Raw genomic sequence first — 26,084 nt, 5'->3', positions numbered from 1 at the left:
AACGGTATGGGGCTTCGCGGACAGGTGCGGACCCGGGACGGCTGGGCCGTGCCGCACGCGATCGTGACCATGACCGATATGGACGGCTCCCAGGTGCTGCGCGCCGGAACCGACGACGACGGTCACGTGCGCGACGACTCGCCGCTCAGGCCCGGCCCGTACACCGTCGTGGTGACGGCCGTGGGCTACGCGCCCGTCGCCGCCACCGCGATGGTCACCCGGACAGGGCGGGCGGATCTGGGCAAGGTGACGCTGGCCCGCCAGGGCGGTGTCGAGCTGCCGCCGCCGGGTGTCTGGAGCATCGACCCGGCGCACTCGTCGGTGGCCGCGGTGGCCCAGCACCTGGGCATCTCCAGCGTGCGCGGGCGGTTCACCGAGTTCGGCGGCCGGATCGAGATCGCCGAGACCGGGGAGGGCCGCGAACAGGCCACGGTCGAGGCGGTCATCAACGCGGCGACCATCGACACCGGCAACGGGCTGCGCGACAAGCACCTCCGCTCGCCGGACTTCCTGGACGTGGCGCGCTTCCCGGAGATCACGTACCGCGGTACGGGAGTGACCCCGGCGGGCCCTGACCGCTGGAAGGTGCACGGCAGTCTGTCGCTGCACGGCGTCACCCGGGACGTGGACCTCGACCTCAGCTATCTGGGTACGGGCCCCGACCCGTGGGGCGGGGTGCGGGCGGCGTTCCACGCGACGGCGGAGCTGCCGCGCGAGGACTTCGCCATCAAGTACAACCAGGTGGTGTCGGCGGGGATCGCGGCGATCGGGACGACGCTGCGGGTGGAGCTGGACATCCAGGCGGTCCAGGGCGAGACCGTGCCGGGGGCGGCGGAGGCGTAAGGGCCGGCGGGGGCGTAAGGGGCGGCGGAGGGTAAGGGCCGCGGCCGGGGGCCTGTCGGGGGGCCGGTTCCGGCCGGTGGACGCCGTAGGCTGCGGGCCATGGCACCGAATATCGCAACGAATACGGCCGTGGACCTCGAAGGTCTGCTGGAGTTCGTACGCCCCAGGCACCGGGCGATCCTGCTGACCACCCGCGCCGACGGCCGCCCGCAGGGCTCCCCGCTCTCGTGCGGGGTGGACGGATCCGGCCGGATCGTCGTCTCCACGTACCCGGAGCGCGCCAAGACGCGGAACGCGAAGCGGGACGAGCGGGTGAGCGTGATCGTCCTGTCGGACGACTGGAACGGCCCGTGGGTGCAGGTCGACGGGGTGGCCGAGGTGATCGACTCGCCGGAGTCGGTCGAGCCGCTGGTGGAGTACTACCGGAACATCGCGGGCGAGCACCCGGACTGGGACGAGTACCGCGCGGCGATGGTGAAGCAGGGCAAGTCGATCATCCGCGTCACCCCGGAGCGCTGGGGACCGCTGGCCACGGGCGGCTTCCCGGCGCATCTGGCACCGTAACGGCGTAACGGCGTAACGGCGTAACGGCGTAACGGCGTAACGGCGTAACGGCTGTACGGGCCGCAGGGGAGCGCGTGGTCCCGGTGCGTGCGTCACGCGCCGGGGCGCGCGCGCATCGCCTCGATGCCCGCGACGAGGAGTTCGAGCGCGAACGTGAAGTCCCGCTCGCGCATCTCCTCCACCGTCCCGCCGCCGCGCAGCTCCCGCGTCTCCTCCACGCCGGCGAACGCCCCGGCCAGCCGCGGCTGTTCACCGATGGCCCCCATCGCTCGTCGGAAGTACGCGTCCTGGCTGACCCCGGCCTCGGCGCAGCGCTGGACGAAGTGCCCCTCGACCGTGCTGAATCCGTACACGAACTGGAAGACGGCGGCGATCGCGCCCATCTGCCCCTGCGGGGAGAGGCCGGTGCGCGCCACGATCGCCTTGACGGCGGCGGAGAAGTCCATCGAGCGCGGGCCCACGTTCAGGTACTTGCCGATGAGCGGCGAGGCCCAGGGGTGGCGGACGAGCACCGCGCGGTAGCGGGCGGCGAGTTCGCGGAGCTGCGCGCGCCAGTCCGTCTCCTCGGCCTCCGGTACGGCGGGGACCTCGATCTCGGCAAAGACGGCGTCCAGGGCGAGTTCGAGGAGGTCGTCCTTGGTGTCGACGTACCAGTAGAGCGACATGGCGGTGACGCCCAGCTCGGCGGCAAGCCGGCGCATGGAGAACTTCGCCGGCCCCTCCGCGTCGAGCAGCCGCAGCGATACGGCGGTGATGCGGTCGCGGTCGAGGCCGGACGGATGGTCGGCGCGGTCGGCGCGGTCCGTACGGTCGGCGCGGCGGCCTCGGGCGGCGGGTCTGCCGTCCAGCCATACGCTCGTACGGGCGGGGGGCCTGGTGCTGTCGTCGGGCTCCGGGGTCACAGTGAGAGCCTCCTTCGTTCGTCCGGCCGGTTTCCGATGCTATGCCGCTGCTACTACGTAGTAGCGGCCACGTCGCTGCTCTCCGTCCGGTGGGCGCGCTCCGCCCGGCGCAGCAGCAGCGCGGCGAGCAGTCCGCCCGCGAGGACGGCCGCCGCGCCGGCCAGTTGGCTCGTCTCCAGGCCGGAGGCGAACGCGTCGGCGATCCGCAGCCGTTCCGCCTCTCCGTCCGCGGCGGCGAGCGCGGCGGGCAGCGACGCCGCGCCCACGGCGGCCGGTACGAGCGCGGCGAAGCGGGAGTTGAGGACGGCGCCCAGGACGGCGACGCCGAGGCCGTTGCCGAACTCGGCGAGCGTGCCGTTGATGCCCGCGCCGACCCCGGCCTTCTCCGGCGGGATCGCGCTCATGATCGCGTTGGCCATGGCGGGCATGGAGAGCGCGATACCGGCGCCCATGACGACGAGGCCGAGCAGCATCCCGCCGTATCCGTGCGCGCCGAGCAGCGCGATCGCGGCGAGCCCGGCGGCGACGAGGGTCATGCCCGTACCGATGGCGCCCGGGGTGCCGAGCTTCACGATCAGCCGCGCGCCGATGCCCGAGAGGTTGAGCACGACGACCGCGACGGCGAGCGGAGCCGTCCGCAGGCCCGCGTCGAGCGGACCGTAGCCGAGTACGAACTGGAGGTGCTGCGTCAGCAGGAAGAGCGAGCCGCTCATCCCGAAGGCGACCAGGATGACGCCCCCGACCGCGCCGGTGAACCGCTGGTCGCGGAAGAAGCGCATGTCCAGCATGGGGTGCGGAACGCGCAGCTCCCACCGGACGAACAGGCCCAGGACGAGCACTCCGGCGGCGGCCGGCACCAGCACCGGGGCCGAGCCCCAGCCGTGTTCGGGGCCGGTGATGATCGCGTACACGACGGTGGTCATCCCGGCCGTGGAGAGCAGCGCGCCGAGCGGATCGGGGCGGGTCCCCCGCTTGGTCCCCGACTCGGGTACGAGCGCGGCGACGGCGACGAGGGCCAGGACCGCGACCGGGATGTTGATGAGGAAGATCGCGCCCCACCAGAAGTGGTCGAGCACCACCCCGCCGAGCAGCGGTCCGGCCGCGAAGCCGAGGGAGTTGACGGTCGACCAGATGCCGATGGCCTTGACGCGCTCGGTGTCGTCGAAGATCTGGACGACGACGGCGAGGGTCGTGGTGATCAGCAGCGCGCCGCCGACGCCCATGCCGGCGCGGGCGGCGATCAACTGGCCGCTGGTCTGGGAGAGTCCGGCGGCGAGGGAGCCGATGCCGAAGAGCGCGAGCCCGATGAGCAGCAGTTTCTTGCGGCCGTAGCGGTCGGCGGCGTTCCCGGCGGTGAGCAGCAGGCCCGACTGGACGAGGGCGTACGCGTTGATCATCCACTGGATGTCGGTGGTCGAGGCGTGCAGCTCGCGGGTGAGGGAGGGGATGGCGACGCCGAGGACGGTGTTGTCGAGCATCACGGTGAGCTGGGCCAGCATGATGACGCCGAGGATGAGCCAGCGCTGGGGGTGCGGGGCGGGGGCGGGCGCGTGCGGGGCGGGGGGCGCGGCCGACATGAAAGGGCTCCTTGTACGGCGTATGGGACTTTCGTCGTCGTACACCGTACAAGGAGCCTCTTACGCTGTATAGCTACGAGCTATGCACTACGAGGTGTCACGCCTTCTGGGTGAGGTCGTACAGCGTGGTGCTGTCGACGGTGACCTTCTTGAAGTTGGCCTCCACCCAGGTGGTGATCTCGGAGCTGGTGCCGTTGGAGCCGCCGGGGCCGCCGCCGCTGCTGCCGAGGAAGTAGTGGATCTTTCCGTCGGCGACGTACTGCTTGAACTGCGCGAGGGTGGGTGACGGGTCGCTGCCGTTGAAGCCGCCGATCGCCATGACGGGCTTCTCGGTGGCGAGCTGGTAGCTGGCGGCGTTCTGGGAGCCGATGGCGGCCATGACCCAGGTGTAGTCGGACGCGTTCTTCTTGAGGGCGGTCTCGACCTTGGAGCTGACGTTCTGGCCGTTGAGGAGGCCGCCCATACCGCCGCCTCCCATGCCGCCCTCGCCCATGCCGCCGCCCATACCGCCGCCGGTCTGGCCGTTCTGGCCGGTCTGGCCCGTCTGGTTGTTCTGGCCCGTCTGGCCGTTGCCGCCGGTGGGGGGCTGGCCCATGCCGCCGCCGTTGCCGTTGCCGCCGGTGGGGGGCTGGCCCATGCCCTGGCCCGGGCCGCCCTGCGCCTGGCCCTGACCCTGGCCCGTACCCGTACCGTTGCCGTTGCCCGTGCCCGTGCCCGTCTGGCCCGGCGGGCGCATCCCGCCACCGCCGCCCATGCCACCGCGACCGCCGCCGCCCATACCGCCGCCAGGACCGCCCATGGAGGCCGGACCCGCCGTGACGATGGAGCCGGTGTGGGCGCTGTTGACGGTGGAGAGGGTGTACGCGAGCGGTGCCGCCAGCGAGGCAGCGAGCCCGAGACCCGCCGCGGCGAGCGCGAGCTGACGTCCCAGCCGTCCGGCGAGCAGCAGCCCGACCGCGGCGACGAGGCCGCCGATCAGCACCGCCCAGCGCAGCCAGGGCAGGTAGTCCGGGGTCCGGTTGAGCAGGACGTACGCCCAGACGGCAGTCCCCGCGGTCGCCACCGCCAGCGCGGCGGACGCCGCGATGTGGTTGCGCTCCTCCCAGAGCATCGCCACGCCCATACCGACGACGGCCGCGATGTACGGGGCCAGCGCCACCGTGTAGTACTGGTGGAAGATCCCGGCCATGAAGCTGAAGACACCCATCGTCATCAGCAGCGCGCTGCCCCAGACGAGGAACGCGGCGCGGGCCGTGTCCGTACGGGCGGCCTTGCGGGTGATCACGAGCCCGGCGACGAGCAGCACCAGCGCGGCGGGCAGCAGCCAGGAGATCTGGCCGCCGATCTCGGAGTTGAACATCCGGCCGATGCCGGTCTCGCCCCACTGACCGGTGCCGCCGCCACCGCCGCCGCCACCGCCACCGACGCTGCCGGTCTCGTTGCCGTTGATGCGGCCGAGGCCGTTGTAACCGAAGGTCAGCTCAAGGAAGGAGTTGTTCTGCGAACCGCCGATGTACGGGCGGGAGGACGCGGGCCACAGCTCCACGATCGCGACCCACCAGCCGCCGGCCACGACCATGGCCCCGGCGGCCAGCGCGAGCTGGCCCAGCCTGCGCCGTACGGTGGTGGGCGCGCAGACCGCGTACACCAGCGCCAACGGCGGCAGGATCAGGAACGCCTGGAGCGTCTTCGTCAGGAACGCGAAGCCGATCGCGACGCCCGCCCACAGCAGCCACTTGGTGCGGCCTGCCTCCAGCGCGCGCAGCACGCAGTAGATGGTGACGGTCATCAGCAGCGCGAGCAGCGCGTCCGGGTTGTTGAAGCGGAACATCAGCGCGGCGACCGGCGTGAGCGCGAGCACCAGGCCGGCGGTCAGTCCGGCGACCGGGCTGAAGCGCCGCCGCACCGCCGCGTACAGCACCGCGACCGTACCGACGCCCATCAGCACCTCGGGCAGCAGGATCTGCCAGGAGCCGAGGCCGAGGAGCCGGACGGAGAGCGCCATCGGCCAGAGCGCGGCCGGGGGCTTGTCGACGGTGATGGAGTTCGCGGCGTCGGAGGAGCCGAAGAAGAACGCCTTCCAGCTCTCGCTGCCGGCCTGGACGGCCGCCGAGTAGAAGGAGTTGGCGTAACCGGATGCGCTCAGGTTCCAGACGTAGAGCACGGCGGTGGCCAGGAGGAGGCCGAGGAGGGCCGGGCGTACCCAGCGCTCGTCCTCGGTCCTGCCCCGCCACAGACGCGCGGCGCGGCCGGGGGCGGCGGCGGGGCGGGGCGTATGGCTGTCCGCCGCCATCGGGGCCCCGTCGGGCTGAAGGGTCGTGGTCATCGTGCGTTCCTTGTGTAGAGGGCGGCGTCGCCGTGCGCGTCGATGTGCGTAGCTGTGGTGCCGTCGGTGCTCGTGGTGCTGCTGCTCGTGTCGCCTTCAGTGCTCGCGTTACGGCGCTCCGGGAAGACCCAGGCGCGCAGGAGCAGGAAGCGCAGCACGGTGGAGGCGAGGTTGGCGGCGATCAGGACGGCCAGTTCGGTGGAGTGCGCGGGGCTGCTCGACGCGGCGTCGAGCGCGGCCAGCGAACCGCTGGTCAGCGCGAGGCCGACGGCGAAGACCACCAGGCCCTGTGCCTGGTGACGGACCGCGCCTTCGCGGCCCTGTACCCCGAAGGTGAGCCTCCGGTTGGCGGCTGTGTTGGCGACCGCCGAGACCAGCAGCGCCGCCGCGTTGGCGAGTTGTGGACCGGCCATGGTTCGGAAGAGCGAATACAGGGCAAGGTAGAAGAGGGTGGACAGCGCGCCCACGACGCAGAAGCCGACCAGTTGCCGGGCGAGACCGCGCGGCACCCCATTGATCCGGCGGTCCCTCGGGTCGTCCCCGAAGGGCCTCGCCAGCCGGTCCAGCGGCAGCGCTCCCACCGCCAGTGCCCGCCCCACCCGCCAGACGCCCTTGAGATCCTCGGTCGCCGTCCTGACGATGTGCACCGTGCTGTTGGGGTCATCGACCCAGTCCACCGGCACTTCATGGATCCGCAGTCCGGCGCGCTCGGCGAGCACGAGCATCTCCGTGTCGAAGAACCAGCCGGTGTCCTCGACCATCGGCAGCAGCCGCTGCGCCACATCACCCCGTATGGCCTTGAAGCCGCACTGGGCGTCGCTGAACCGAGCCGACAGAGAGGACTTGAGGATGAGGTTGTAGGCCCGCGAGATGAACTCGCGCTTCGTGCCGCGCACCACCCGCGAGGAGCGGGCGAGCCGGGAGCCGATCGCCAGATCGGAGTGGCCCGAGATCAGCGGCGCCACCAGCGGCAGCAGTGCGTTCAGGTCCGTGGACAGGTCCACGTCCATATAGGCGAGGACGGGCGAATCGGAGTGCGACCAGACCGTGCGGAGCGCCCTGCCGCGGCCCTTCTCCTCCAGCCGGTAGGACCGCACCTCGGGGATCGACGCGTCGAGCCAGGCGGCCACATCGGGAGTGCGGTCGGTGCTCGCGTTGTCGGCGATCGTGATGCGGAAGGTGTAGGGGAAGGTACGGGCGAGATGGTCGTGCAGGCGCCGCACACATGGTTCGAGGTCCTGCTCCTCGTTGTAGACGGGGATCGTCACGTCAAGCACGGGGGCATCGGTCACCTCGACCGGGAGATGCTCCCGGGCCGGGAGGGTGCCCCATGAAGTGTCGGTTCGCATGATTCGAGATTCGCGATCCGCGCTGTCACGGTCGTGTGGTGAGCCTGTGCCCTGTCTGTGAGTCGGGCCCGGTTTCCGGCGTGTACGGCCGGGCCGGCGGCAGCGGCTGGGACTGCGGGCGCCGGTAGGGCTGAGGAGACGGGAAGGAGGAGGCCGCGGGCGCGCCGCTGGGACCGGGGGCGCCGTTGGGACCGGGGGCGCCAGTGGGCGCGGGCGCGGGCCTGCCTGTGGGACCGGGCGCGCCTGTGGGACCGGGCCTGCCCGTGGGCATGGGCGGAACGCCCGGCGCGAGGGCGGCCGGGAGCCGTACGGAGAAGACCGTCCGGCCGGGCACACTCTCGACGCTCACGGTGCCGCTGTGGGCCGTGACGACCGCCTGGACGATCGCGAGGCCGAGACCGGTGGAACCGGCCGCGCGGGAGCGTGAGGCGTCGCCGCGCGCGAAGCGTTCGAAGACATGGGGAAGGAGCGTGGGAGGAATACCGGGACCGTCGTCCTCGATGTCGAGCACGACCCACGACCCGGCGGGACCACCCGTGCCGCCGCCCGTACCGGCACCCGCACCCGCACCCGCACCCGCACCGACCCTGCGGACGCGGGCGGTGACGGTGGTGCCGGGCGGGGTGTGCGTACGGGCGTTGGCCAGCAGGTTGACGAGCACCTGCTGGAGGCGGGGCGCGTCGCCCTGGACGGAGGCCTCGGGCTCGTCCGGTTCGGGGAGTTCGAGGCGCCAGTGGTGGCTCTGGCCTGCGGCGTGCGCGTCGCTGACCGCGTCCACGACCAGCGGGGAGAGGTCCGTGGCCTCGTACGAGAGCGGGCGTCCGGCGTCGAGCCGGGCGAGCAGCAGCAGGTTCTCGACGAGACCCGTCATCCGCTCCGCCTCGGCCTCGATGCGCCCGAGGGCGTACCGGGTGTCCGGTCCTGTCTCCTCGCGCCCGCGGCGGGTCAGTTCGGCGTAGCCGCGGATCGAGGCGAGCGGGGTGCGCAGCTCGTGGCTGGCGTCGGCGACGAACTGCCGTACGCGGGTCTCGCTCTCCTGCCGGGCCGTGAGCGCGGATCCGACATGCCCGAGCATCCGGTTGAGCGCGGCGCCGACCTGGCCCACCTCGGTCCGGGGGTCGGCCTCGGAGTCCGGCACCCGTACCAGCGGGGCCACCTCCCCGCTGTGCAGAGGGAGTTCGGATACCCGGGTGGCGGTGTTGGCCACCCGGCGCAGCGGTCGCAGCGCCACGCTGACCAGGGCGCTGCCCGCGATCCCGGCGGCGATCAGCCCGGCGACGGTGACACAGATCTCGACGATCACCAGAGTGTTGAGGTTGTCCTGCACATCGGTGAGCGGGAGGCCCACGAGGAAGGAGCCGTTGGAGCCGGTGATGTAGAGAACGCGGTACTCACCGAGGCCCGGCAGGGTCACGGTGTGCTTGTCCCCGTCGTGGGCGACGGAGTTGAGGGCGGTCTTCTGGGCCGTCGTGAGCTCCCGCTCGGTGACCTTCGGCCCCGTGCTGTCGTTCTCGGTCGTCGCGAGACGCACCCCACGGCTGACCGTGTTGTCCGTGCCGACCTGGCCGCCGACCGTGCCGACCGGCGCACCGCCGCCCGTCACGATCTTCAGCGGGTCCTCGCCCTCCTGGGGCCCGCCGGGCGGCCTGCCGAGCCCGGCCTCGCCGACGGGCGGTCCCGCGGCCCGCTTGGCGATGGCGAGCACCTGGGTGTCGAGCTGGTCGTACAGCTTGGAGCGGAAGGCGATCGTGGTGACGGCTCCGATCACCGACGCCACCACCGCGATCAGCAGGACCGCGGAGACCACCAGCCGGGTCCGCAGCGACCAGCGCCGGCCGGCCCCGCCGATCCCCGTGTCCGTACCTCTGGTCCCACTCATCGCGGGGCATCACCGGGCTGCTCGCCGGGCTTGATCAGATAGCCCGCGCCGCGCCGGGTGTGGATCATCGGCGGGCGTCCGGCGTCGATCTTCCGGCGCAGATAGGAGATGTACAGCTCGACGACGTTGGCCTGGCCGCCGAAGTCGTACGACCACACCCGGTCGAGGATCTGCGCCTTGCTGAGCACCCGGCGCGGATTGCGCATGAGGTAGCGCAGCAGCTCGAACTCGGTCGCGGTCAGATGGATGGACTGCCCGGCGCGGGTGACGTCGTGGCTGTCCTCGTCGAGCGTCAGGTCCCCGACGACCAGCAGCGATTCACTCCGTACGTCGGCGGCGCCGGACCGGCGGATCAGTCCGCGCAGCCGGGCCACGACCTCCTCCAGGCTGAACGGTTTGGTGACGTAGTCGTCGCCGCCCGCGGTGAGCCCGGCTATCCGGTCCTCGACCGAGTCCTTCGCGGTGAGGAAGAGCACCGGCACCTGCGGCAGATCGCGCCGCAGCCGGCCGAGCACCGCCAGCCCGTCCATGTCGGGCAGCATGACGTCCAGCACCACGGCGTCCGGCCGGAACTCGCGCGCGGCCCGCGTCGCGCCGGCGCCGTCGCCCGCGCTGCGCACCTCCCAGCCCTCGTACCGCAGGGCCATCGACAGCAACTCCGTGAGCGACGCCTCGTCGTCGACGACGAGCACGCGGACGGGGCTCCCGTCCGGCCTGAGCATTTCGGTACGCCCCCGGGGCGAGGTGATGGTCATGGTGCTCACCCTGGGCAGGGACCCTGAGAGCGGCCTTTCGGATTCCTGTGAATTCGCTGAGAAAACTGCGGGGGCCCAGACCGACCGGCTCAGAAGAGCCCCTCCTGCACGCCGTCCCCGGGAGGCGGGCCGAGGGGCGTGACGGGCACGGTAACAGCGCTTCCTGTGCCTCCTGTGCCTCCTGCGCTTCCTGTCAACCGGGCCGTAGCCTGCGGCGCGCCGAGCGCCCATCCCGTCATGAGGCGCGTGTCGAGGACGAGCACCTCGGGCCGGCCATCTCCGCCTCCGGTGGCCAGATGCAGATCGGGCCCGGCGGCGGCGAGCAGCCGGCCGGCCACCTGTCCGCCGTCGGCCAGCCGTTCCACCACGCCCGTGGCGGGCGGCAGCCCGTCGAGCCCGAACGCCCCGGCGTGGTCCACCGCCTCGAACGCGATCCGCTCCAGCGTCGGCGGCCACCCCTCCAGGTCCACGGCCGCCCCGTACAGCCGCAGGATCTCCGCCGTCCGCGCGGCCCGCTCCGGCAGGCCGGCCCTGACGGCCCGCTTCCGCGCGTACGGGATACGGTCAGGCACGCCGAGCGCCCGCCGCAGCAGCTCCTCCGTACGGCGCGCGGCCATCAGCGGCCCGCGCCCCAGCCAGCCGAACGTGACCGCGCCCTGTTCCAGCAGCCGGGCGGAGCCGCGCGCCTCGGCGGTGATCCCGACCTTCACCAGCCCGGGGCCGAACCAGGCGAGGTAGACGCGGTAGGTGCGCGGGTCGTCGGCCAGGGTGTCGGCGGCGACGGAGTGCGCCCGCTCCAGCCGCGCGCACTCGGCGCACCGGCCGCCCGTACCGCGCGCCGGGATCTCCGCGCGCAGCGGGCACTCATGTCCGCGCGCGCCGGCGCACTCCCGGCTCCCGGAGGCGCGGAAGCCCAGCTCACGCCCGTATCCGAGCGCGCTCGTACGCCGCTCCCGCCCGCGCCGCCACACCAGCGCGGGCGCGCCGTCGGCCCACCGGATCCCCTCGCACCGCCAGCTCACCACGGCCTCACCACCATCTTCCGCACGATGGCACGATGACACCCATGACTGACACAGGCGAACCGGAACGCGACACCTACATACGCTTCCAGGGCACGGTCCGGGACCCCCGCGGCCACTTCCCCGGTGTCTTCGCCCTGACCAACGGCCTGGCGCGCGAGGGCGTCCTGACCGAGGAACAGCGGCGGTTCTGGCGCACCAACAACGACTGGTACGACACGCACTCCCCCGACCCGGCCGCGGTGGATCCCGCCGCGTACGACCCGGCTCTGAACCCGGGGGCGGTGACGTGGTTCAAGGCCTCGGCCGAGGACTTGATCAAGCGCGTCGACGGCTATCTGGACATCCTCGCGGCGCACGGCGTCGAGTGCCGCATGATGCGCTCGCCGGACCCCGGGCGGATCGTCTACGAGGACGACCACCAGATAGTCGTGGTCCCCCACCTGCAACCGCGCCGCCGGCCCGCCACCACACCCCGCACGCCCCCGCCGTCAGCCTGAGAAAGCTCCCTCGTCCCACACAACCACCCATATTCGCGGGCAAGTTGCTCGATCATGTTCATATGCCGGCCGGAAAACGCTGTTCCGGCCGCTGATCGGCGCCGGGGGTATCACGGGCGCGCCGGGTGCGCGCCCGGAGAGGTGTGAGGTCGCATGAGGAGAAACCCGGGAATGTGGGCGGTCGGCGCGTCGGCGGCGCTGCTGGCCAGCGGCGTACCACCACGACCAACGGGCTGACCGGGACGCGCGTCCCCATCACGGAGCTGTGGTGGGCGACCGGATCCGACCAGCTCAAGGACCGTACGATCAGCCGCGGCCCGTACACCGGGACGACGGTGTACACCTTCCGCGAGTGGCTCTTCGACGGGCCGGGCCGGCCCGTCGCAACGCCAACCCGGCATAGCGAGAAGCCCCCGGCGTCAGCCGGGGGAGGAGTCACCAACTGGTAATCCCCTAAAGGCGCCACGCCCCGAAACGCGACCGGACACGCGCCGACACAGCCAGCTCGGCCCGCAACGCGTCCTCCAGCACCACAAGGCCGTCCTCCACAGCCTGAAGTGGCCGCTCACCCGCCGTCGAGGCGCTGTCGAGCACCACGGTCTGGGCATCAACCAGCGCCCGATGCACATCAGTCACCGCGGAACGAACCCGGTCGTCGGCTATCAGGGACGTCTCAACGATCCACTTGTAGGCGATCGACCGGTTGTCGACCAGCTTCCCGTCGTCCTCGTTCCTCAGGACGGACGCCAGCGAGTCACGCCACCCGTAGAGCCTGATCAGCAGATCCCGGTACAGCCCCTTCTTGTCGTCCAACCACCGCACCTGCTCCGCGTGCACACGCTGCTCCTGCTGAATGCGCACCTGCCCCCGCTGAGCAACCCAAGCCCCCGCAAACCCCGCCACGCCACCCAGCGTTGTCCCCACAAGTCCCACCACGGCTGCGTCCATAACCACTTCCTAGCAGAAGGACCCCCAGCAACACCGGCCTGTTCCCGTAGGGAAACGCCCGGCCCACGTCAAAGGATCCCCAGATCTCTCCGGGGGACCCTTCGAACTGCCGTGCACTCGACAGGATTCGAACCCGCACCCCTCTGATCCACAAGTCGGGCCACGTTTGACTCGATTGAGTGGTTTGAACGTCGCTGACGGGCTGTTCACTTCCCCGGTGCCCAAACTGTCAAGGCCGCGACCAGCCAGCAAGGAAAGAAGAGATATGAGCAATAACGAATTCCCCGAGGGCCACTTCTTCATCCGGAACGTCTTCAGTGGCAAGGTGCTCGACATCGCGGACAGCGGCAATGAGCCCGGCAGCCAGGTCGTCGTGGCCGACAGGAAGAGCAGCGGCTTCGACAGCCAGCTGTGGAGGTATGACAGTGGTCTGATCATCAACAAGGGCAGCGGGCTCGTCCTGCAGGTCCCCGGGTACGAAGGCGGCGGACATATCGAGCCGGGAACGGCTCTCCGCCAAGCCGCAAAGCAGGAAAGGGCATTGAACCAGCTCTGGGCGTGCAACTACCAGATGCTGATGCCTTACGACCCTGCGGTCGCCATCACCGGCGAAGGCGGCAAATTCGTGCCGGGCACGAACGCTGTCGTCGATAAGTACGAGATGGGCGATTCCAAGGTCCAGTGGACGTTCGAAACACCCTGATCATCCGGGCACCGACGGAGTTGTCACCGGCCCCCGAACTCGGGCCGCCCACGTCGGGACCGAAGGACCAGCACGCCGCTGTCGCCAGATGACCAGGGCCGCAGCGGCGGCTGTTCCAAGCAGGGCATAACGGCCGCCGCGCAAGACCGACCGGCCACGGGGGGGGTGGGTGATCCCCCATCGCGCCTTCCCTGGCCGTTTCAACGCCGCTCCGGCGGCACAGCGCCCCAGGTCGGCCGGGAACCGCACGCCACCAGCCCGTCAAAGCCCCGTCGGCCGGTCCCCCGCTGCGCCGAGCGTGAGGCGTACAAACCCATGGCCGCGCCAGGTGTCCGCGAAACCCGACTGCCCGCGACATGAGGCGCCCCGGCCATCGGTGAGCCTCCCGTACCGCCCCACGCGAAAGGGCCCCCGGATTTCTCCGGGGGCCCTTTGGACTGCTGTGCACTCGGCAGGATTCGAACCTGCAACCTTCTGATCCGTAGTCAGATGCTCTATCCGTTAAGCTACGAGTGCCTGTCAGTGGCGTTGGCCGCTGGCTTGGCTTCTGGGGTTTTGCGCCCCGTCTGCGTTGCGAGAACAACATTACATGACCTCTGGCGCCAGGTGAAATCCATTAGTCGAACCGGCCCTGACCTGCGGAAACGTCTCGGAAACGCTTCGGGAACGGCCGAAGCCCCGGCCGTGGGGCCGGGGCTTCGGGGTGGGGCGGAGGCGGAGGGATTTGAACCCTCGATGGGCTTTAAGACCCAAACCGCATTAGCAGTGCGGCGCCATAGACCGGACTAGGCGACGCCTCCAGCACATCCACGCGGGCGCGGATGGTGCGTGCAGATGATGACACAGCCGGGTGTGGTGTCACCAATCGCTGCTCACGGTACTAGGAGGGTGGGCCCGAGGGCAAAGCACATGTCGGCGCGCAACGCTGGGGGCCGGTGGGCGTTAGGCAGGGGGCGGGGTGGTCCGGGGCCCCGTTGTTACCGCCAGTCACTTCTCGCCCCTCAGGAGCTCTCATGCCGCGTCGTTCCGCCGCCGTCACCGCCGCCATCACCGCCGTCGCCGTCACCGGTCTCGCCTCCCTCGTCGCGTTCGCCGGGGTTCCCGCTGCCGCCGCCTCGGCTCCCGAGGGCGATGTGTTCACCGTCACCGTCGCCGACAGTGGGGTCCCGGGGGCCGACGGGACGTTCCGGCTGAGCTGCCGGCCGGCCGGCGGGACGCATCCGAAGGCGCAGGCCGCGTGCGACCGGCTGGCGGAGCTGGGCTCGGGGGCCGCCTCCGGCGCGCGGGATCCGTTCGCGCCCGTACCCCGGGACACCATGTGCACCATGCTGCACGGCGGTCCCGCCACCGCCCGGATCAGCGGCACCTGGCGCGGCCGGGCCGTCGATGCCTCGTTCAGCAAGAAGAACGGATGTGAGATCTCCCGCTGGCGGACGCTGGAGCCCGTCCTGCCGGCCGCCCCCGCGTAGGCCCCCGTACAGCCCCTGTATCGCCCCCGCGCAGGCGCCGCGCACACGCCCCGCCCGGGCGCCGGAGCGGAAGCCGGAGCGGAGCGGGAGGGTCCGTATACGCCCCTTCGCGCCCTCCTCCGAGGGCGAACTCCCCCTCATCCGCCGTCGGGGGTACCCCCCAGCCTTTAGACTCCCTTCCAATGACAGGCCGGAACCCGAGAGGCAAGATGGGTCTGGCCGTCCGCACAGTGCAGCAGTAGGTCGGTCAGGGAGGAAGCGTCGTCGTGAGCAGCAGGCCATCCCGGGGCGCTGCTCGCCTCGCGGCGATACTCGACGCACTCCCCGACGGCTTGGTGCTCGTCAACGCCAACGGCACGATCGTCAACGCGAACACCATCGCGCTGGAGATGTTCGAGACCCCCGGCACGGCGCTCGTCGGGCGCGGACTGCTCGATCTGCTGCCCGAGTTCGACTCCAAGCTGATCCCCGGCTCGATGCGCCGCCCCGCCTCGGCCGATGCCCGCGGCCGTACGAAGCCGACGCGCATGGTCGCGCGGCGCACGGACGGCGGCGAGTTCCCCGCCGAGGTGACCAGCGCCAGCCTGGAGGACGGCCGGGACGCGTACAACGACTCGCACAGCTACACCGGCGACGAGCTGCTGATGCTGGTCGTCCGGGATCTGTCCGGGACGGTGGACACCGAGGCCGAACTCGCCCGCTCCCAGCGGCAGACCGAGATGATCCTGCGCGCCGCCTCCGAAGGCGTCGTCGGTACGGACACGGACGGCCGGGTCGTCCTCGTCAACCCCGCCGCCGCGCAGATCCTCGGCTTCCGCGCCAGCGATCTCGGCGGCCGTGAGCTGCATACGCTTGTCATGCACTCGCGCGCCGACGGCGAGCCGTTCCCGTACTCCGACTCCCCGCTCGCCGACACCCTCAGGTCGGGCCGCAAGCACCGGGTGCGCGGGCAGGTGCTCTGGGCCAAGAACGGCAAGTCGGTGCCGGTCGATCTGACGACATCGCCCGTACGGGACGGTGAACAGCTCGTCGGCGCCGTGATGACCTTCACCGACCGGCGTCCGTACGACGAACTCGTCAAGCAGCACGCCGCCGAACTGGCCTCGGCCGGGGAAGAGCACGCGGCGGAGCTGAAGGAGACCACGGACCGCCTCGCCGCCGAGATCGAGGAGACGACCGAACGTCTCAGCGGTCAGCTCAAGGAGACGACGCAGCGCCTCAACGCCGAACTGGCGGAGGCGTCCGAGGACCACGCGGCGGAACTCGCCGACCGCAGCGACCGCTACGCGGCCGAGATCGAGAAGCTGACCGAGCGGTACGGGGATGTCGCGGGCCGGCACTCCCAGCTGACCGCCGTGCTCGGAGAGTCGCTGCGCGGCCCGCTGATCGAGCTGCGCGACGAACTGACCACGCTCGCCGCCGACCCGGCAGGGCAGCTGTGGCCCGAGGCGAACCAGATCCTGCACCATCTGTCCGCCGGCTACGCGCGGATGACGACGCTCGTCGACAACGTCCTCGGCTATCAGCGGCTCGATGTCGGCGCGGAGCGGCTGGCCAAGACGAACACCCTGCTCGACGCGGTCGTGGCCGCCGGGGTCGAGGGCGCGATCGAGCTGATCGGGCCCGGCCGGGCGCAGTTCGCCGTGCACGCGCCGCCGATCGAGGCCGAGGTGGACCCGGGACGGCTGGCGACGGCGCTCGCGCATCTGATCGCCGATGTGGCCGGGGTCGACTCGACCGGCCGGGCACGGCTGATGCCGGACGGCGGTTACGTCGACTCGACGATCGTGGTGGCCGCCGCGCAGCGCGGTGATGTCGTACGGATCGAGGTACGGGGCCCGTTCGGCGGCGGCGATCCGGTGCACGAGCCGATCGTGCAGGGGATCGTACGGGCGCACTCCGGCGTACTCCAGACGCACGAGGTGCCGGGCATGAGCGGCAGCGCGTACGTGCTGGAGCTGCCGCTGGGGCAGGGCGCCGGTACGGTCGCGCCGCCCGTCGAGATGCCGATGTCCGGCCAGCCCGCGCTGCCCGCTCCTCTCGCGCTGTCGCAGGGCGGCGACGGTGCGGACGTGGGTACGGGGGCCGGCGCGCGTACGGGACCGGGGGCTCAGCGGGGGCCGGGCACCTCGGGCGGCGGCAGGCGGCGGGCGCGGCGGGCGTCCACGGACGCGTTCCTTGACTCGCCACTGGAGGACTCCGGCGAGCGTGAGCAGCCGCAGCTACAGCCGCAGCAAGAGCACCAGCAACAGCAACAGCAGGCGCTACAGGGGCAGCAGCAACAGCAGGCGCAGCCGGAACAGCGGCAGCTTCAGCCGGAGGCCGCCGCACCCGGGCCCGATGCTGGGGCTGGGCCCGCGTCCGCTCCCACGGGGCGGCGCCGGGCGCGCGCGGCGGACCCCGGGGCGGCCGTGGCCCTCTCGGGCACGGCCGCTGGCGCTGGTGCGGCAGCCGTGGACGGCGACTCCGGCGGCCGTACGGACCTGATCCCGGCCCAGGACAGTGGCGGCACGGGCGGCACCGGGCGCCGACGCGGTCGGCCGAGCCCGGCGGAGGACGCGGCGGGTGCCCCCGTACCCGCTGCCGTCTCGCCCGCGCCTTCCGAGGGGTCGGTCGTCACCGCCGCCGAGGGGGCGCATCCGACCGGGCGCGCGGCGCTCGGCCAGGCCGTACCGCCGCAGGGCGTGCCGGTGGAGGGCGGTCCGGCCGGGACCGGGCGCCGGGCGCGGCGGACCGAGCAGCGGGCGCTGCCCGCGCTGGCGGCGGGGCCCACGGCGGCTCCGGCTCAGCCCGCGCGGCCCGCCCCGATGCCCGAGCCCGCACCGTCCCCCATGGCCGCACCGGCCACCACCGCTCAGGCCCCGGCACAGGCACCCGCCACCGCCGCGGCCCCCGCTCGGGCCGCCGCTGCCGCGGCTGCCGCGATGCCGCCCTCCCCGCAGGTCTCCCAGCCCGCCCCGGCGGCGGGTGCCTCACCGGCCCAGCCCGGCGGACGGCGGGCCCGGCGGGCGCTCGCGCCGGCGCAGGAGCGGCACATTCCGGTGCCGCCGGAGGCGGAGAGCGCACGCAGCCCCTTCGCGCTGCCGCCCGCCGACGCCGACCGCGCCGCCGCGCCCGCCCAGCCGCAACGACAAGCCCAGGCGCAGCCCCAGGCTCACGCCCAAGTCCAGGCCGCCACCGCGCCGATGGCCACGCCCGCACCGGCGCCCGCACCGGCGCCGGCGCCGGCACCCGTGCCCGCGCCCATGCCGGACGCGTCGCCGCCGAGCCGCCATGACGCCGTACGGTCCGACCCGACCGCCGACCACACCCCGCCGCAGCCGCACCCGCTCCCGCAGGGGGGCCGCCGCAGGGCGAACGGGGACGCGCGGCAGTCCGGCCCCGTACCGGTCGGTCCGTATCTCGACGACCCGAACGCCTGGGGCAGCCCGCCGCCGCAGCCGGGCACGGGCGCGGGCGAGGGGGACCCGGCGTCCTCAGCCCCGGGCTTCGGCATGATGTCGGGCCCGCCCGGCTGGCCCGACGACCCGGCCCCGACCGAGTACGACGCGTACGGCAACAGCGGTACGGACGCCTCACGGGCCCCGAGCCCGGTCCCGGACCCGATGCCGGCACCTGCGCCGGTCCCGCCCCAGGCTCCCTCCCCGACCCCAGCCCCGGCACCCGCTGCTCCGGCACCGGTCCCGGATGTTCCCGTGCCGGCGGCGGCCTCGGTCGCGTCCGTGGCCACCTCGGAGTCCTCCGTGGAGTCCTCCGTCCCCAACCCCCGGCGCGGCGCCCACCAGCCGCTGCCGCCCGCCCAGCCGCTCCCGGAGGAGACCCCGGCTCCCGCACCGGCCCCGGCACCGGCCCCGGCCGCCGCTCCTGTCGCCGTACCCGCACCCGCACCCGCCCCGGTGCCGGTTCCTGTCCCGGCGGACTCCACCCAGGGACGCGCCTTCAGCGTGCGCACCCTCGGGCAGGGTGTGCCCTTCACGGCGCAGCTGCCGCAGCAGGCACCGGCCGCTCCGATCCCCACCGCGCCGCAGTCCCTCGGCTCCGGACGCCGTCGCAAGCTCGGCACGCCGCCCGACGGCACCCTGCGCCCCGAGCCCGCCACCGCCCCCGTCGGCGCCACCGCGTCCCCCGCCCCCGCGCCCGGCATCGGCACCACCCAGGGCGGTGGCCTGCGGCTGCCCGCCGCACAGCCCGCGGGGCGCTCGTACGCGATAGGCGCGCCCGACGAGGGCGCCGAGGGCCCCGAGCCGCTGGACGGTCCGGGCGGCGCGGTCGAGGTCGCCAACCGGCCCCAGCCGGGTCCCATCGACGACGAGCTGCCCCCGGAGCCGCTCGACAACCCGCGCCGGCTGCTGGTCTGGCCCGCGCCGGACGTCGCCACCGAGCAGGCGCTGAGCGACCGCGGCTACCGGCCGGTCGTCGTGCACTCCCGTGACGAGGTCGCGGCGCAGATCGCCGCCTTCCCCGCGGCGCTCTTCGTCGACCCGCTGACCGGGCCGATCACCCGTACCGCGCTCCAGTCGCTGCGCCAGGCGGCGGTCGCCGCCGAGGTCCCCGTCCTGGTGACGGCCGGGCTCGGCCAGGCGTCGCGGGAGGAGGCGTACGGCGCCGATCCGGCCGTACTCCTCAAGGCCCTCGCTCCGCGCGACAGCGAACAGCACCCGCCGCGCGTCCTGTTGCTCGAACAGCACGAGGAGATCGCCCTCGCCCTGACCGCGACGCTGGAGAGGCGCGCGATGCAGGTGGCCCGCGCGGCCACCGACAACGAGGCGGTCAGCCTCGCCGCTCAGATGCGGCCGAACCTGGTGGTCATGGACCTGATGCAGGTACGCCGCCGCCGGGCCGGGATCATCGACTGGCTGCGGGCGAACGGCCAGCTGAACCGGACCCCGCTGGTCATATACACCTCGGCCGGGATCAACCCGGCGGAGCGGCACCTGCTCACCTCGGGCGAGACCGTGCTGTTCCTCGCCGAGCGCTCGACCACGGCCGAGGTGCAGGAGCGGATCGTCGACCTCCTCGCGAAGATCGGAACGAACTGACCCCTCGGCCAGGGGATCACCCCGGCTGCGGCGGCCGTGTCCATGGCCGCCGTAGCCGTGTCCATGGCCGCCGCAGCAACCGCAGCCGTCGGCGGCTACAGCCGCGTCACATCCAACTCCCCCTCCGCGTACCACTGACGGATCACCTTCTTGTCGAACTTGCCCACGCTCGTCTTCGGCACCGCTTCCACCGCCGCCCACCGCTCCGGCAGCTGCCACTTCGCTATGCGCCCGGCGAGGAACTCCCGCAGTGCTCCGTAATCCGCCGTGGCGCCCTCCACGAGGACGACCGTCGCGAGCGGGCGCTCGCCCCACTTCTCGTCCGGTACGGCCACGACCGCGGCCTCGGCCACCTCCGGGTGTGCCATCAGCGCGTTCTCCAGAGCCACGCTGGAGATCCACTCGCCGCCGGACTTGATCACGTCCTTCGCCCGGTCGGTGAGCGTGAGATAGCCGTCCGGGCTGATGACCCCGACGTCCCCGGTCCGCAGCCAGCCGTCCTCGCTGAACTTGTCCGAGGGCCGGATGGGTTCGGCGCCGACGCCTCCGTAGTACGCGCCGGCGATCCACGGGCCGCGCACCTCCAGTTCGCCGGCGGACTCGCCGTCCCAGGGCAGGAACGAGCCGTCGGGCCCGGCGAGCCGGCCCTCGACGCCGGCCGGGAAGAGGCCCTGGGTGAGGCGGTAGGGCCACTCCTCCTCGGCGGTGAGGCCCATGGGCGGGTTGGCCGTGGTGCCGAGCGGTGAGGTCTCCGTCATGCCCCAGGCGTGGCAGAGCCGGACCCCGAGCTTGTCGTACGCCTCCATCAGCGACGGCGGACAGGCGGCGCCGCCGATGGTGACACGGGCCATGAAGGTCAGATCGCGCGGGCGGGCGGTGACCTCGGCGAGCAGTCCCTGCCAGATGGTGGGCACCGCGGCGGCGTGGGTGGGCCGCTCGCGCTCGATCATCTCGGCGAGCGGGGCGGGCTGGAGGAAGCGGTCGGGCATCAGCATGTTCACGCCGGTCATAAAGGTGGCGTGCGGCAGTCCCCAGGCGTTGACATGGAATTGCGGGACGACCATCAGGGTCGTGTCGTGGTTCGTCAGTCCCATCGACTCGGCCATGTTGACCTGCATGGAGTGCAGATAGATGGAGCGGTGGGAGTAGACGACGCCCTTGGGGTCGCCGGTGGTGCCTGAGGTGTAGCACATGGCCGCCGCGGCCCGTTCGTCCAGCTCCGGCCAGTCGAAGGTGGTGGGGCGGCCGGCGATCAGCTCCTCGTACTCATGCACCTGTACGGACACCCCCGCCGCGGCGAGCCCGGCGAGCGGGGCGCGGTCGCCGGGGCCGGCGACGACGATGTGCTCGACGGCCGGCAGATGGGGCAGGAGCGGGGCGAGGAGCGGCAGCACGGTGCCGTTCACGATGATCACGCGGTCGTCGGCGTGGTTGGCGACCCAGATCAGCTGCTCGGGGGGCAGCCGCAGGTTGAGCGTGTGGAGGACGGCGCCCATGGAGGGGATGGCGAGATACGCCTCCAGGTGCTCGGCGTTGTTCCACATCAGTGTCCCGGTGACACTCCCCTCCGAGATTCCGAGGTCCCGCAGCGCGTGGGCGAGCTGGGCGGCGCGGGCGCCGACCTCGGCGAAGCTCCGGCGGTGCGGCTCGCCGTCGCCCGTCCAGGTGGTCACCTGGGACTTCCGGTGTGCCTTCGACCCGTGGATCAAGATCCGCGAGACCAACAGCGGTACGTCCTGCATGGTGCTGAGCACGGCGTCCTCCCAGTGGCGCTGGCGCTTCCTGCGCGGCGTTGGAGAGATTCTGCTCACGTACCGCGTGGTATGTCACTACCCTCGGCAATCCGGAACTACCCGGCGGTAGAGAAAGGTCGGGGACGGCTCGGGGATGACCCCGAACGGACCCGGAGACCAGGGGCGTTGCGGCTCCGGTGAGCCCCGGGGTCAGTGCGCCGGGGAAAGCTCCGGGTCCTCACGGAGTTTGCCGAGCGCGCGCGACACCGCGCTCTTGACCGTACCGACCGAGACACCGAGCACTTCCGCCGTCTGGACCTCGCTGAGGTCCTCGTAGTACCTGAGGACGACCATGGCGCGCTGCCGGTCGGGCAGCCTCATCACCGCGCGCCACATCGCGTCGTGCAGCACCTGGCGCTCGGCGGGATCGGGCTCCGGGACACCCGCGGGTTCGGGCAGGTCCTCGCAGGCGAACTCGTCGACCTTGCGCTTGCGCCACTGCGAGGTGCGGGTGTTCAGCAGGGCGCGGCGGACATAGCCGTCCAGGGCGCGGTGGTCCTCGATCCGGTCCCAGGCCACATAGGTCTTGGTGAGCGCCGTCTGGAGCAGGTCCTCGGCGTCGCACGGGTTGGCGGTGAGCGAGCGCGCGGTCCGCAGCAGCACGGGCCCCCGCGCCCGTACGTACGAGGAGAACGACGCGTAGGGCGGCAGATGCGGGTACGGCGGATGCGCGGCCGGCTTGGCGGCCTGCGAGGCGCTCGTGCAGACAGGCGTGGTCATACCTCCACGCTAGGAGCGAGACCTGCTCCTCGGGATCGGCCCCAGGTCCCGAAGCCGTGTCCGCCTCAGGGTGTAGGGGTGGTGCTGCCTCCACCTCCTGAAGGTGGAGGCAGTGGTGCCGAAGCATCAGGGTCGGGCGCACCGCCCACTCACACACCGCCACCCCGTATGGGGCGGGCGTACCGCCGGCGCACGTGCCCGACTGCGCACGCGGAGGCGTCCCGCGCGGCGGCACGCTCAGTGCCACCGCGCGGGACGCCGTATCCCGGTCACCCCTCGGTCCCGCCCCCGTCGGGCCCGATTCCTACCACCAGAAGGGGATGTTGTACGCCACGGAGATGTTGTGGTTCGACTGGTCGATGTCCGTAAGGCCGGAGCCGACCACACTCGCGGTATTGCTCTGGTTGGACGCTCCGGCGCCGGTCGCCACCTGCTGTGTCGTGGTCGAGTTGCCGAAGTTGGCGCCTCCCACCCCGCTGCCCTTGATCGAAGCCGCCGACGCGTTGGATCCGTTGTCGGCGATGGCGTGGTCGTCGGCCTGGGCCACCCCGGTGAAGAGCGCGGCGGCGAGAGGCAGAGCGGCGACCACGGCGATGGCGCGGGCGGTACGGAAGCTTGCCATATCAATTCCTCCAGGAACCAGATGTACGAACTTGAGCCGGAAGTAAGGCTTTTTCCGAGGCAGTTGGCCGGCCGCCTCGGTCGTGGTGACGACGTCGCGCTCTCAGAGTTGCCCACCACATACCTCCCGAACCAGTCAGGAGGGCCTGATTCCCTCGCAAGCGTGAGGACAAGTAGATAAACCCCTTATGCGCCCCCAAAACTCCGGCTCGACCGGCATCCGTCCCCGTGCCCCCTCCTCGCGCCGATGCAAGCCCTTTCCGCCACCGCGCCCCGGCCGCCAATCCCCTCCGGAACGCCGTGAGCCCCCTCACTTTCATCGAGCACCTGTACGGAAATAACCTCATAACCGCCAAGCCCGAACAGGGAAAGTCGTATCCGGTCGGAAAATCTGTACATCCCTTCGGCGTACTCACGCGTCTCGTATCGGGACCCTTTTCCATAAGCGGTCCGACTTCGTCGCACTTCAACGCATTTGTGAACTCGGAGTGTTCCTTTGATATCCAGCCACCCGGGTGCGCGCAGGGCCGCCGTGGTCGCGCTCACCGCCGGCGCACTGCTCTCCGTCTCCGCCCTGGCCGCACCGGCCCAGGCGGCCACCAAGCCGACGGTCGGCAGCAAGGGCGCCTACCTGCTGAACGACGCCGGCACCGCGCTCTTCAGCAAGACCCCCGACACGCGCCGTCAGATGGCCAGCACGACGAAGATCATGACGGCCGCCGTGGTGCTCAGCACCAAGGACGTCAACCTCGACCGCAAGGTGACGATCAAGAAGGCGTACCGCGACTACGTCGTGAAGCAGGGCGGTTCCACCGCCGACCTCCAGACCGGCGACAAGGTCACCGTCCGCCAGCTGCTGTACGGCACGATGCTGCCCTCCGGCTGCGACGCGGCCTACGCGCTCGCCGACACCTTCGGCACCGGCACCACCAACGCCGCCCGCACCAAGTCGTTCATCGCGAAGATGAACGCCAAGGCGAAGGCGCTGAAGCTCAAGAACACGAACTTCGACTCGTTCGACGGTATTTCGAGCGCCGGGAAGAACTACACCACCCCGAGCGACCTCGCGAAGATCGCCCAGTACGCCATGAAGACGTCCACCTTCCGCACCGTTGTGAAGGCCACGTCGTACAAGGGCACCGCGCCGACCAGCAAGGGCGGCAAGCGCACGTACACCTGGTACAACACGAACAAGCTGCTCGGCTCCTACAAGGGCGCCGTCGGCATCAAGACCGGCACCGGCACCGCCGCGGGCCCCTGCCTGGTCTTCGCGGCCACGCGCGGCGGCAAAACGCTCGTCGGTGTCGTCCTGAACGGCTCCACCCGCTACACGGACGCGGCGAAGATGCTCGACTACGGCTTCGGCTCGACCACGGCGAAGACGATGCAGCTGCGCTCGCTCCCGACGGCCGCCCAGCGCGACTGATCCGGAACCTGCCCGGCATGGTCCGCGGCCTGGTCCGGGAAGAGCCCGCCGAGATGGGGCCGCTCGGGAACGCCGAACACCGACGTTCCCGAGCGGCCCCTTTCTCCGCCTGCGACAACCCTTCCGCCCGCCCAGGGCGTTCGGCCACCCGCGGAACCGCCCTCGCCACCTTCGTAGTCGCCCCTCCGGCGCGGGCGCCTCGTACGCCCTCGCCGACACGTTCGGCACCGGCTCCGTCAAGGTCACGCAGTACTCCGCCGGCGCCCTCGCCGCGAACGGCGGTACGCGTTACTACACTTGGTACAACACCAACCGGCTGCTCGGCTCGTACAGCGGCGTCACCGGCATCAAGACCGGCACCGCCACCCCCGCAGGGCCCCTGCCTGGTCTTCGCCGCCACACGCGGCACCACGACGCTCGTCGGAGCCGCCCTCAACAGGTGCGAACAGAGAACCGGGGGGCACCCGCGTGGTCGCCCCCAAGGAGCCCACGGCGACGAGGTACCAGTGACTCATAAGAGAGAAACCCCCGACCCCCGGCGCAGGCGCTTCCGCCCCTGGCACTGGCTCACACCCCGCGGCTCCCGCACCCTGATCCTCGGTATCTGTGCGGCGGTCGGCGGGCTCGCGGGGGCGGTGCGGGCGGTGGCGGACGGGGCGGGGATCCTGTCCGTTCTGGTGCTGTTCATGATCGGCGCGTTGGGCGTACTACTCGCGATCGCTTACATCGTGGCCTACTCCAGAGAGAATTAGCATCGCCACCAGCTCACCGTCGGTCGGCATCTGACCACCGCTCGCCGCACACTGCCCGCGCCCGCTGCCCGCTGCCCGCAGAGAGACGCGCCATGCTTGCTCCATGAGCGAAACGATCACCCTTATGTCCGACCCCCGTGTCGCGGCCATACCCGTCGAGGAGTGCGGCGAGGAGTTGGTGAACGTACGGGCGGCAGGATCCCTGCTCGTCGATGTCCGCAAGGAGGACGGGACCGGAGCCTTCCACCACCTCAGGTCGGGCGTTCTCGACCGCCTCGTCGAAGCCCACTGGGCCCTGTCCGTGGGTGCGAGAACGGCGCTGTACGGCCCGCGCGAATCCGTCGCGCCGGAGCGGGTGGGCTGACCCGGGCCGCCAAGAACGGACCGATGGCGCGGGTTTGAAGCCGACGACGTCAAGAGGCGAGGGGTCCGTGCGCGGGCCCGCCGTCCACGGGCTTGTGCTTCGTGGAGGCGATCAGGAGCGCGACAATGCTGGTCGCGACCAGGCTTCCCACCATGACCATGCCCACACCGATCACGAAGAGCCCGCTCGCATCGTCCGACCAGTCGTAATAGGCCGCAACGGTCAGCCCGACGGTGGTGCCGAGCACCGCGCCCACGACGTACTGCCGGGAAGCCGCCCAGTACACCAGTGGCAGCAGGGTCACCACGAGCCCGATCACCTGCCACGCCTCGTAAGGGCCGGTCGTCGAGCCGTCCGGGTGCTCGTCACGGAGCTGGTCCCAGCCCAGCCAGGCCGCCCACAGCGCCATCGTCAGCCCAGCCAGCACCAGGGTCACCAGCGGCTGGGGGACAGCGTTCCGCAGTTCTTTGCTCATGGGTTCATCGTTCCGGCTCACCCTTCGGCGCGGTGCGGGTCCCGTCCTCGGGGACCC

At 71.8% G+C, this 26,084-nt stretch carries 21 protein-coding genes, 2 tRNA genes and 2 pseudogenes; 11 read left to right on the top strand and 14 right to left on the bottom strand.

The annotated features are described in order from the left end of the window. Positions 1 to 6 precede the first annotated feature (6 nt). Both AB0389_RS33775 and AB0389_RS33770 read left to right on the top strand, forming a co-directional pair. Positions 7 to 843 (top strand): YceI family protein, encoded by an 837-nt coding sequence (locus tag AB0389_RS33775; RefSeq protein ID WP_366399365.1) that lies wholly within the window; start codon positions 7 to 9, stop codon positions 841 to 843. Between the two features lie 99 nt (positions 844 to 942). Continuing rightward, positions 943 to 1,407: a PPOX class F420-dependent oxidoreductase gene (locus tag AB0389_RS33770; RefSeq protein ID WP_366399364.1), complete on the top strand. Its 465-nt coding sequence runs from the start codon at positions 943 to 945 to the stop codon at positions 1,405 to 1,407. A 92-nt stretch (positions 1,408 to 1,499) separates the two neighbouring features. Here AB0389_RS33770 and AB0389_RS33765 read toward each other — a convergent pair whose 3' ends face one another. From AB0389_RS33765 to AB0389_RS33735, 7 genes are all read right to left on the bottom strand, one after another. Next, complete coding sequence (locus tag AB0389_RS33765; RefSeq protein ID WP_366399363.1) at positions 1,500 to 2,309, bottom strand: TetR/AcrR family transcriptional regulator C-terminal domain-containing protein; 810 nt, start codon at positions 2,307 to 2,309, stop codon at positions 1,500 to 1,502. A 53-nt stretch (positions 2,310 to 2,362) separates the two neighbouring features. Then, entirely contained in the window at positions 2,363 to 3,886 is a 1,524-nt protein-coding gene (locus AB0389_RS33760) for an MFS transporter (RefSeq protein WP_366399362.1), read from the bottom strand. A 97-nt stretch (positions 3,887 to 3,983) separates the two neighbouring features. Beyond that, complete coding sequence (locus AB0389_RS33755) at positions 3,984 to 6,179, bottom strand: glycosyltransferase family 39 protein (RefSeq protein ID WP_366399383.1); 2,196 nt, start codon at positions 6,177 to 6,179, stop codon at positions 3,984 to 3,986. Between the two features lie 29 nt (positions 6,180 to 6,208). Next, positions 6,209 to 7,561, bottom strand: coding sequence for a bifunctional glycosyltransferase family 2/GtrA family protein (locus AB0389_RS33750; protein WP_366399361.1), 1,353 nt, complete (start codon positions 7,559 to 7,561; stop codon positions 6,209 to 6,211). A 25-nt stretch (positions 7,562 to 7,586) separates the two neighbouring features. After that, positions 7,587 to 9,440: an ATP-binding protein gene (locus AB0389_RS33745; RefSeq protein ID WP_366399360.1), complete on the bottom strand. Its 1,854-nt coding sequence runs from the start codon at positions 9,438 to 9,440 to the stop codon at positions 7,587 to 7,589. After that, complete coding sequence (locus tag AB0389_RS33740; protein ID WP_366399359.1) at positions 9,437 to 10,195, bottom strand: response regulator transcription factor; 759 nt, start codon at positions 10,193 to 10,195, stop codon at positions 9,437 to 9,439. Before AB0389_RS33740 ends, AB0389_RS33745 begins: the two co-directional genes overlap by 4 nt. Before the next feature lie 89 nt (positions 10,196 to 10,284). Beyond that, positions 10,285 to 11,217, bottom strand: coding sequence for a DUF2797 domain-containing protein (locus AB0389_RS33735; protein WP_366399382.1), 933 nt, complete (start codon positions 11,215 to 11,217; stop codon positions 10,285 to 10,287). Between the two features lie 44 nt (positions 11,218 to 11,261). Here AB0389_RS33735 and AB0389_RS33730 point away from each other — a divergent pair, with 44 nt between their 5' ends. Then, positions 11,262 to 11,717, top strand: coding sequence for a hypothetical protein (locus AB0389_RS33730; RefSeq protein ID WP_366399358.1), 456 nt, complete (start codon positions 11,262 to 11,264; stop codon positions 11,715 to 11,717). Between the two features lie 173 nt (positions 11,718 to 11,890). After that, complete coding sequence (locus AB0389_RS33725) at positions 11,891 to 12,166, top strand: hypothetical protein (protein WP_366399357.1); 276 nt, start codon at positions 11,891 to 11,893, stop codon at positions 12,164 to 12,166. A 4-nt stretch (positions 12,167 to 12,170) separates the two neighbouring features. Here AB0389_RS33725 and AB0389_RS33720 read toward each other — a convergent pair whose 3' ends face one another. After that, positions 12,171 to 12,530 carry a hypothetical protein gene (locus tag AB0389_RS33720; RefSeq protein ID WP_366399356.1) on the bottom strand — a complete coding sequence of 120 codons (360 nt, stop codon included), beginning with the start codon at positions 12,528 to 12,530 and terminating at the stop codon, positions 12,171 to 12,173. 400 nt (positions 12,531 to 12,930) lie between these two features. On the opposite strand from AB0389_RS33720, the gene AB0389_RS33715 reads away from it, so the two are divergent. After that, positions 12,931 to 13,368 (top strand): RICIN domain-containing protein, encoded by a 438-nt coding sequence (locus AB0389_RS33715; RefSeq protein WP_366399355.1) that lies wholly within the window; start codon positions 12,931 to 12,933, stop codon positions 13,366 to 13,368. 443 nt (positions 13,369 to 13,811) lie between these two features. On the opposite strand, the gene AB0389_RS33710 is transcribed toward AB0389_RS33715, so the two are convergent. Beyond that, positions 13,812 to 13,884 (bottom strand) — tRNA-Arg (locus AB0389_RS33710). Positions 13,885 to 14,077: 193 nt separating this feature from the next. Next, positions 14,078 to 14,168 (bottom strand) — tRNA-Ser (locus AB0389_RS33705). Between the two features lie 213 nt (positions 14,169 to 14,381). Between AB0389_RS33705 and AB0389_RS33700 the strand changes: the two genes are divergently transcribed. Continuing rightward, positions 14,382 to 14,837 (top strand): SSI family serine proteinase inhibitor, encoded by a 456-nt coding sequence (locus AB0389_RS33700; protein WP_366399354.1) that lies wholly within the window; start codon positions 14,382 to 14,384, stop codon positions 14,835 to 14,837. A 266-nt stretch (positions 14,838 to 15,103) separates the two neighbouring features. After that, positions 15,104 to 19,876, top strand: coding sequence for a PAS domain-containing protein (locus AB0389_RS33695; RefSeq protein ID WP_366399353.1), 4,773 nt, complete (start codon positions 15,104 to 15,106; stop codon positions 19,874 to 19,876). A gap of 95 nt (positions 19,877 to 19,971) precedes the next feature. Here AB0389_RS33695 and AB0389_RS33690 read toward each other — a convergent pair whose 3' ends face one another. The 3 genes from AB0389_RS33690 to AB0389_RS33680 form a co-directional block, all read right to left on the bottom strand. After that, the gene (locus tag AB0389_RS33690; protein ID WP_366399381.1) at positions 19,972 to 21,630 is read right to left on the bottom strand and encodes a long-chain fatty acid--CoA ligase; all 1,659 of its coding nucleotides are present in this window, start codon (positions 21,628 to 21,630) and stop codon (positions 19,972 to 19,974) included. A 189-nt stretch (positions 21,631 to 21,819) separates the two neighbouring features. Beyond that, the gene (locus tag AB0389_RS33685) at positions 21,820 to 22,389 is read right to left on the bottom strand and encodes a SigE family RNA polymerase sigma factor (RefSeq protein WP_366399352.1); all 570 of its coding nucleotides are present in this window, start codon (positions 22,387 to 22,389) and stop codon (positions 21,820 to 21,822) included. Between the two features lie 304 nt (positions 22,390 to 22,693). Then, positions 22,694 to 23,011, bottom strand: coding sequence for a hypothetical protein (locus tag AB0389_RS33680; protein WP_366399351.1), 318 nt, complete (start codon positions 23,009 to 23,011; stop codon positions 22,694 to 22,696). A gap of 498 nt (positions 23,012 to 23,509) precedes the next feature. Here AB0389_RS33680 and AB0389_RS33675 point away from each other — a divergent pair, with 498 nt between their 5' ends. The 4 genes and pseudogenes from AB0389_RS33675 to AB0389_RS33660 all read left to right on the top strand — a co-directional run. Next, the gene (locus AB0389_RS33675; RefSeq protein ID WP_366399380.1) at positions 23,510 to 24,436 is read left to right on the top strand and encodes a serine hydrolase; all 927 of its coding nucleotides are present in this window, start codon (positions 23,510 to 23,512) and stop codon (positions 24,434 to 24,436) included. Between the two features lie 268 nt (positions 24,437 to 24,704). Continuing rightward, positions 24,705 to 24,840: pseudogene (locus AB0389_RS33670) on the top strand (D-alanyl-D-alanine carboxypeptidase); the annotation flags it as partial. Between the two features lie 102 nt (positions 24,841 to 24,942). Next, positions 24,943 to 25,188, top strand: a complete 246-nt coding sequence (locus tag AB0389_RS33665) for a hypothetical protein (protein ID WP_366399350.1) — start codon at positions 24,943 to 24,945, stop codon at positions 25,186 to 25,188. Between the two features lie 103 nt (positions 25,189 to 25,291). Then, positions 25,292 to 25,474, top strand: a pseudogene (locus tag AB0389_RS33660) (dipeptidase); the annotation flags it as partial. 127 nt (positions 25,475 to 25,601) lie between these two features. Here AB0389_RS33660 and AB0389_RS33655 read toward each other — a convergent pair. Next, positions 25,602 to 26,027: a hypothetical protein gene (locus AB0389_RS33655; protein WP_366399349.1), complete on the bottom strand. Its 426-nt coding sequence runs from the start codon at positions 26,025 to 26,027 to the stop codon at positions 25,602 to 25,604. Between the last annotated feature and the right edge of the window lie 57 nt (positions 26,028 to 26,084).

Origin of the sequence: Streptomyces sp. NPDC093109, assembly GCF_040701725.1 — a bacterium.
Classification (GTDB): domain Bacteria; phylum Actinomycetota; class Actinomycetes; order Streptomycetales; family Streptomycetaceae; genus Streptomyces.
The sequence above is the reverse complement of the archived record's forward strand: the minus strand, read 5'-3'. Positions and strand labels throughout refer to the sequence as shown.

Coding starts and splice junctions, on each gene's coding strand:
- AB0389_RS33775 (WP_366399365.1), top strand. CDS start 7: ATGGGGCTTCGCGGACAGGTGCGGACCCGGGACGGCTGGGCCGTGCCG.
- AB0389_RS33770 (WP_366399364.1), top strand. CDS start 943: ATGGCACCGAATATCGCAACGAATACGGCCGTGGACCTCGAAGGTCTG.
- AB0389_RS33760 (WP_366399362.1), bottom strand. CDS start 3,886: ATGTCGGCCGCGCCCCCCGCCCCGCACGCGCCCGCCCCCGCCCCGCAC.
- AB0389_RS33755 (WP_366399383.1), bottom strand. CDS start 6,179: ATGGCGGCGGACAGCCATACGCCCCGCCCCGCCGCCGCCCCCGGCCGC.
- AB0389_RS33750 (WP_366399361.1), bottom strand. CDS start 7,561: ATGCGAACCGACACTTCATGGGGCACCCTCCCGGCCCGGGAGCATCTC.
- AB0389_RS33745 (WP_366399360.1), bottom strand. CDS start 9,440: ATGAGTGGGACCAGAGGTACGGACACGGGGATCGGCGGGGCCGGCCGG.
- AB0389_RS33740 (WP_366399359.1), bottom strand. CDS start 10,195: ATGACCATCACCTCGCCCCGGGGGCGTACCGAAATGCTCAGGCCGGAC.
- AB0389_RS33730 (WP_366399358.1), top strand. CDS start 11,262: ATGACTGACACAGGCGAACCGGAACGCGACACCTACATACGCTTCCAG.
- AB0389_RS33715 (WP_366399355.1), top strand. CDS start 12,931: ATGAGCAATAACGAATTCCCCGAGGGCCACTTCTTCATCCGGAACGTC.
- AB0389_RS33700 (WP_366399354.1), top strand. CDS start 14,382: ATGCCGCGTCGTTCCGCCGCCGTCACCGCCGCCATCACCGCCGTCGCC.
- AB0389_RS33685 (WP_366399352.1), bottom strand. CDS start 22,389: ATGACCACGCCTGTCTGCACGAGCGCCTCGCAGGCCGCCAAGCCGGCC.
- AB0389_RS33680 (WP_366399351.1), bottom strand. CDS start 23,011: ATGGCAAGCTTCCGTACCGCCCGCGCCATCGCCGTGGTCGCCGCTCTG.
- AB0389_RS33655 (WP_366399349.1), bottom strand. CDS start 26,027: ATGAGCAAAGAACTGCGGAACGCTGTCCCCCAGCCGCTGGTGACCCTG.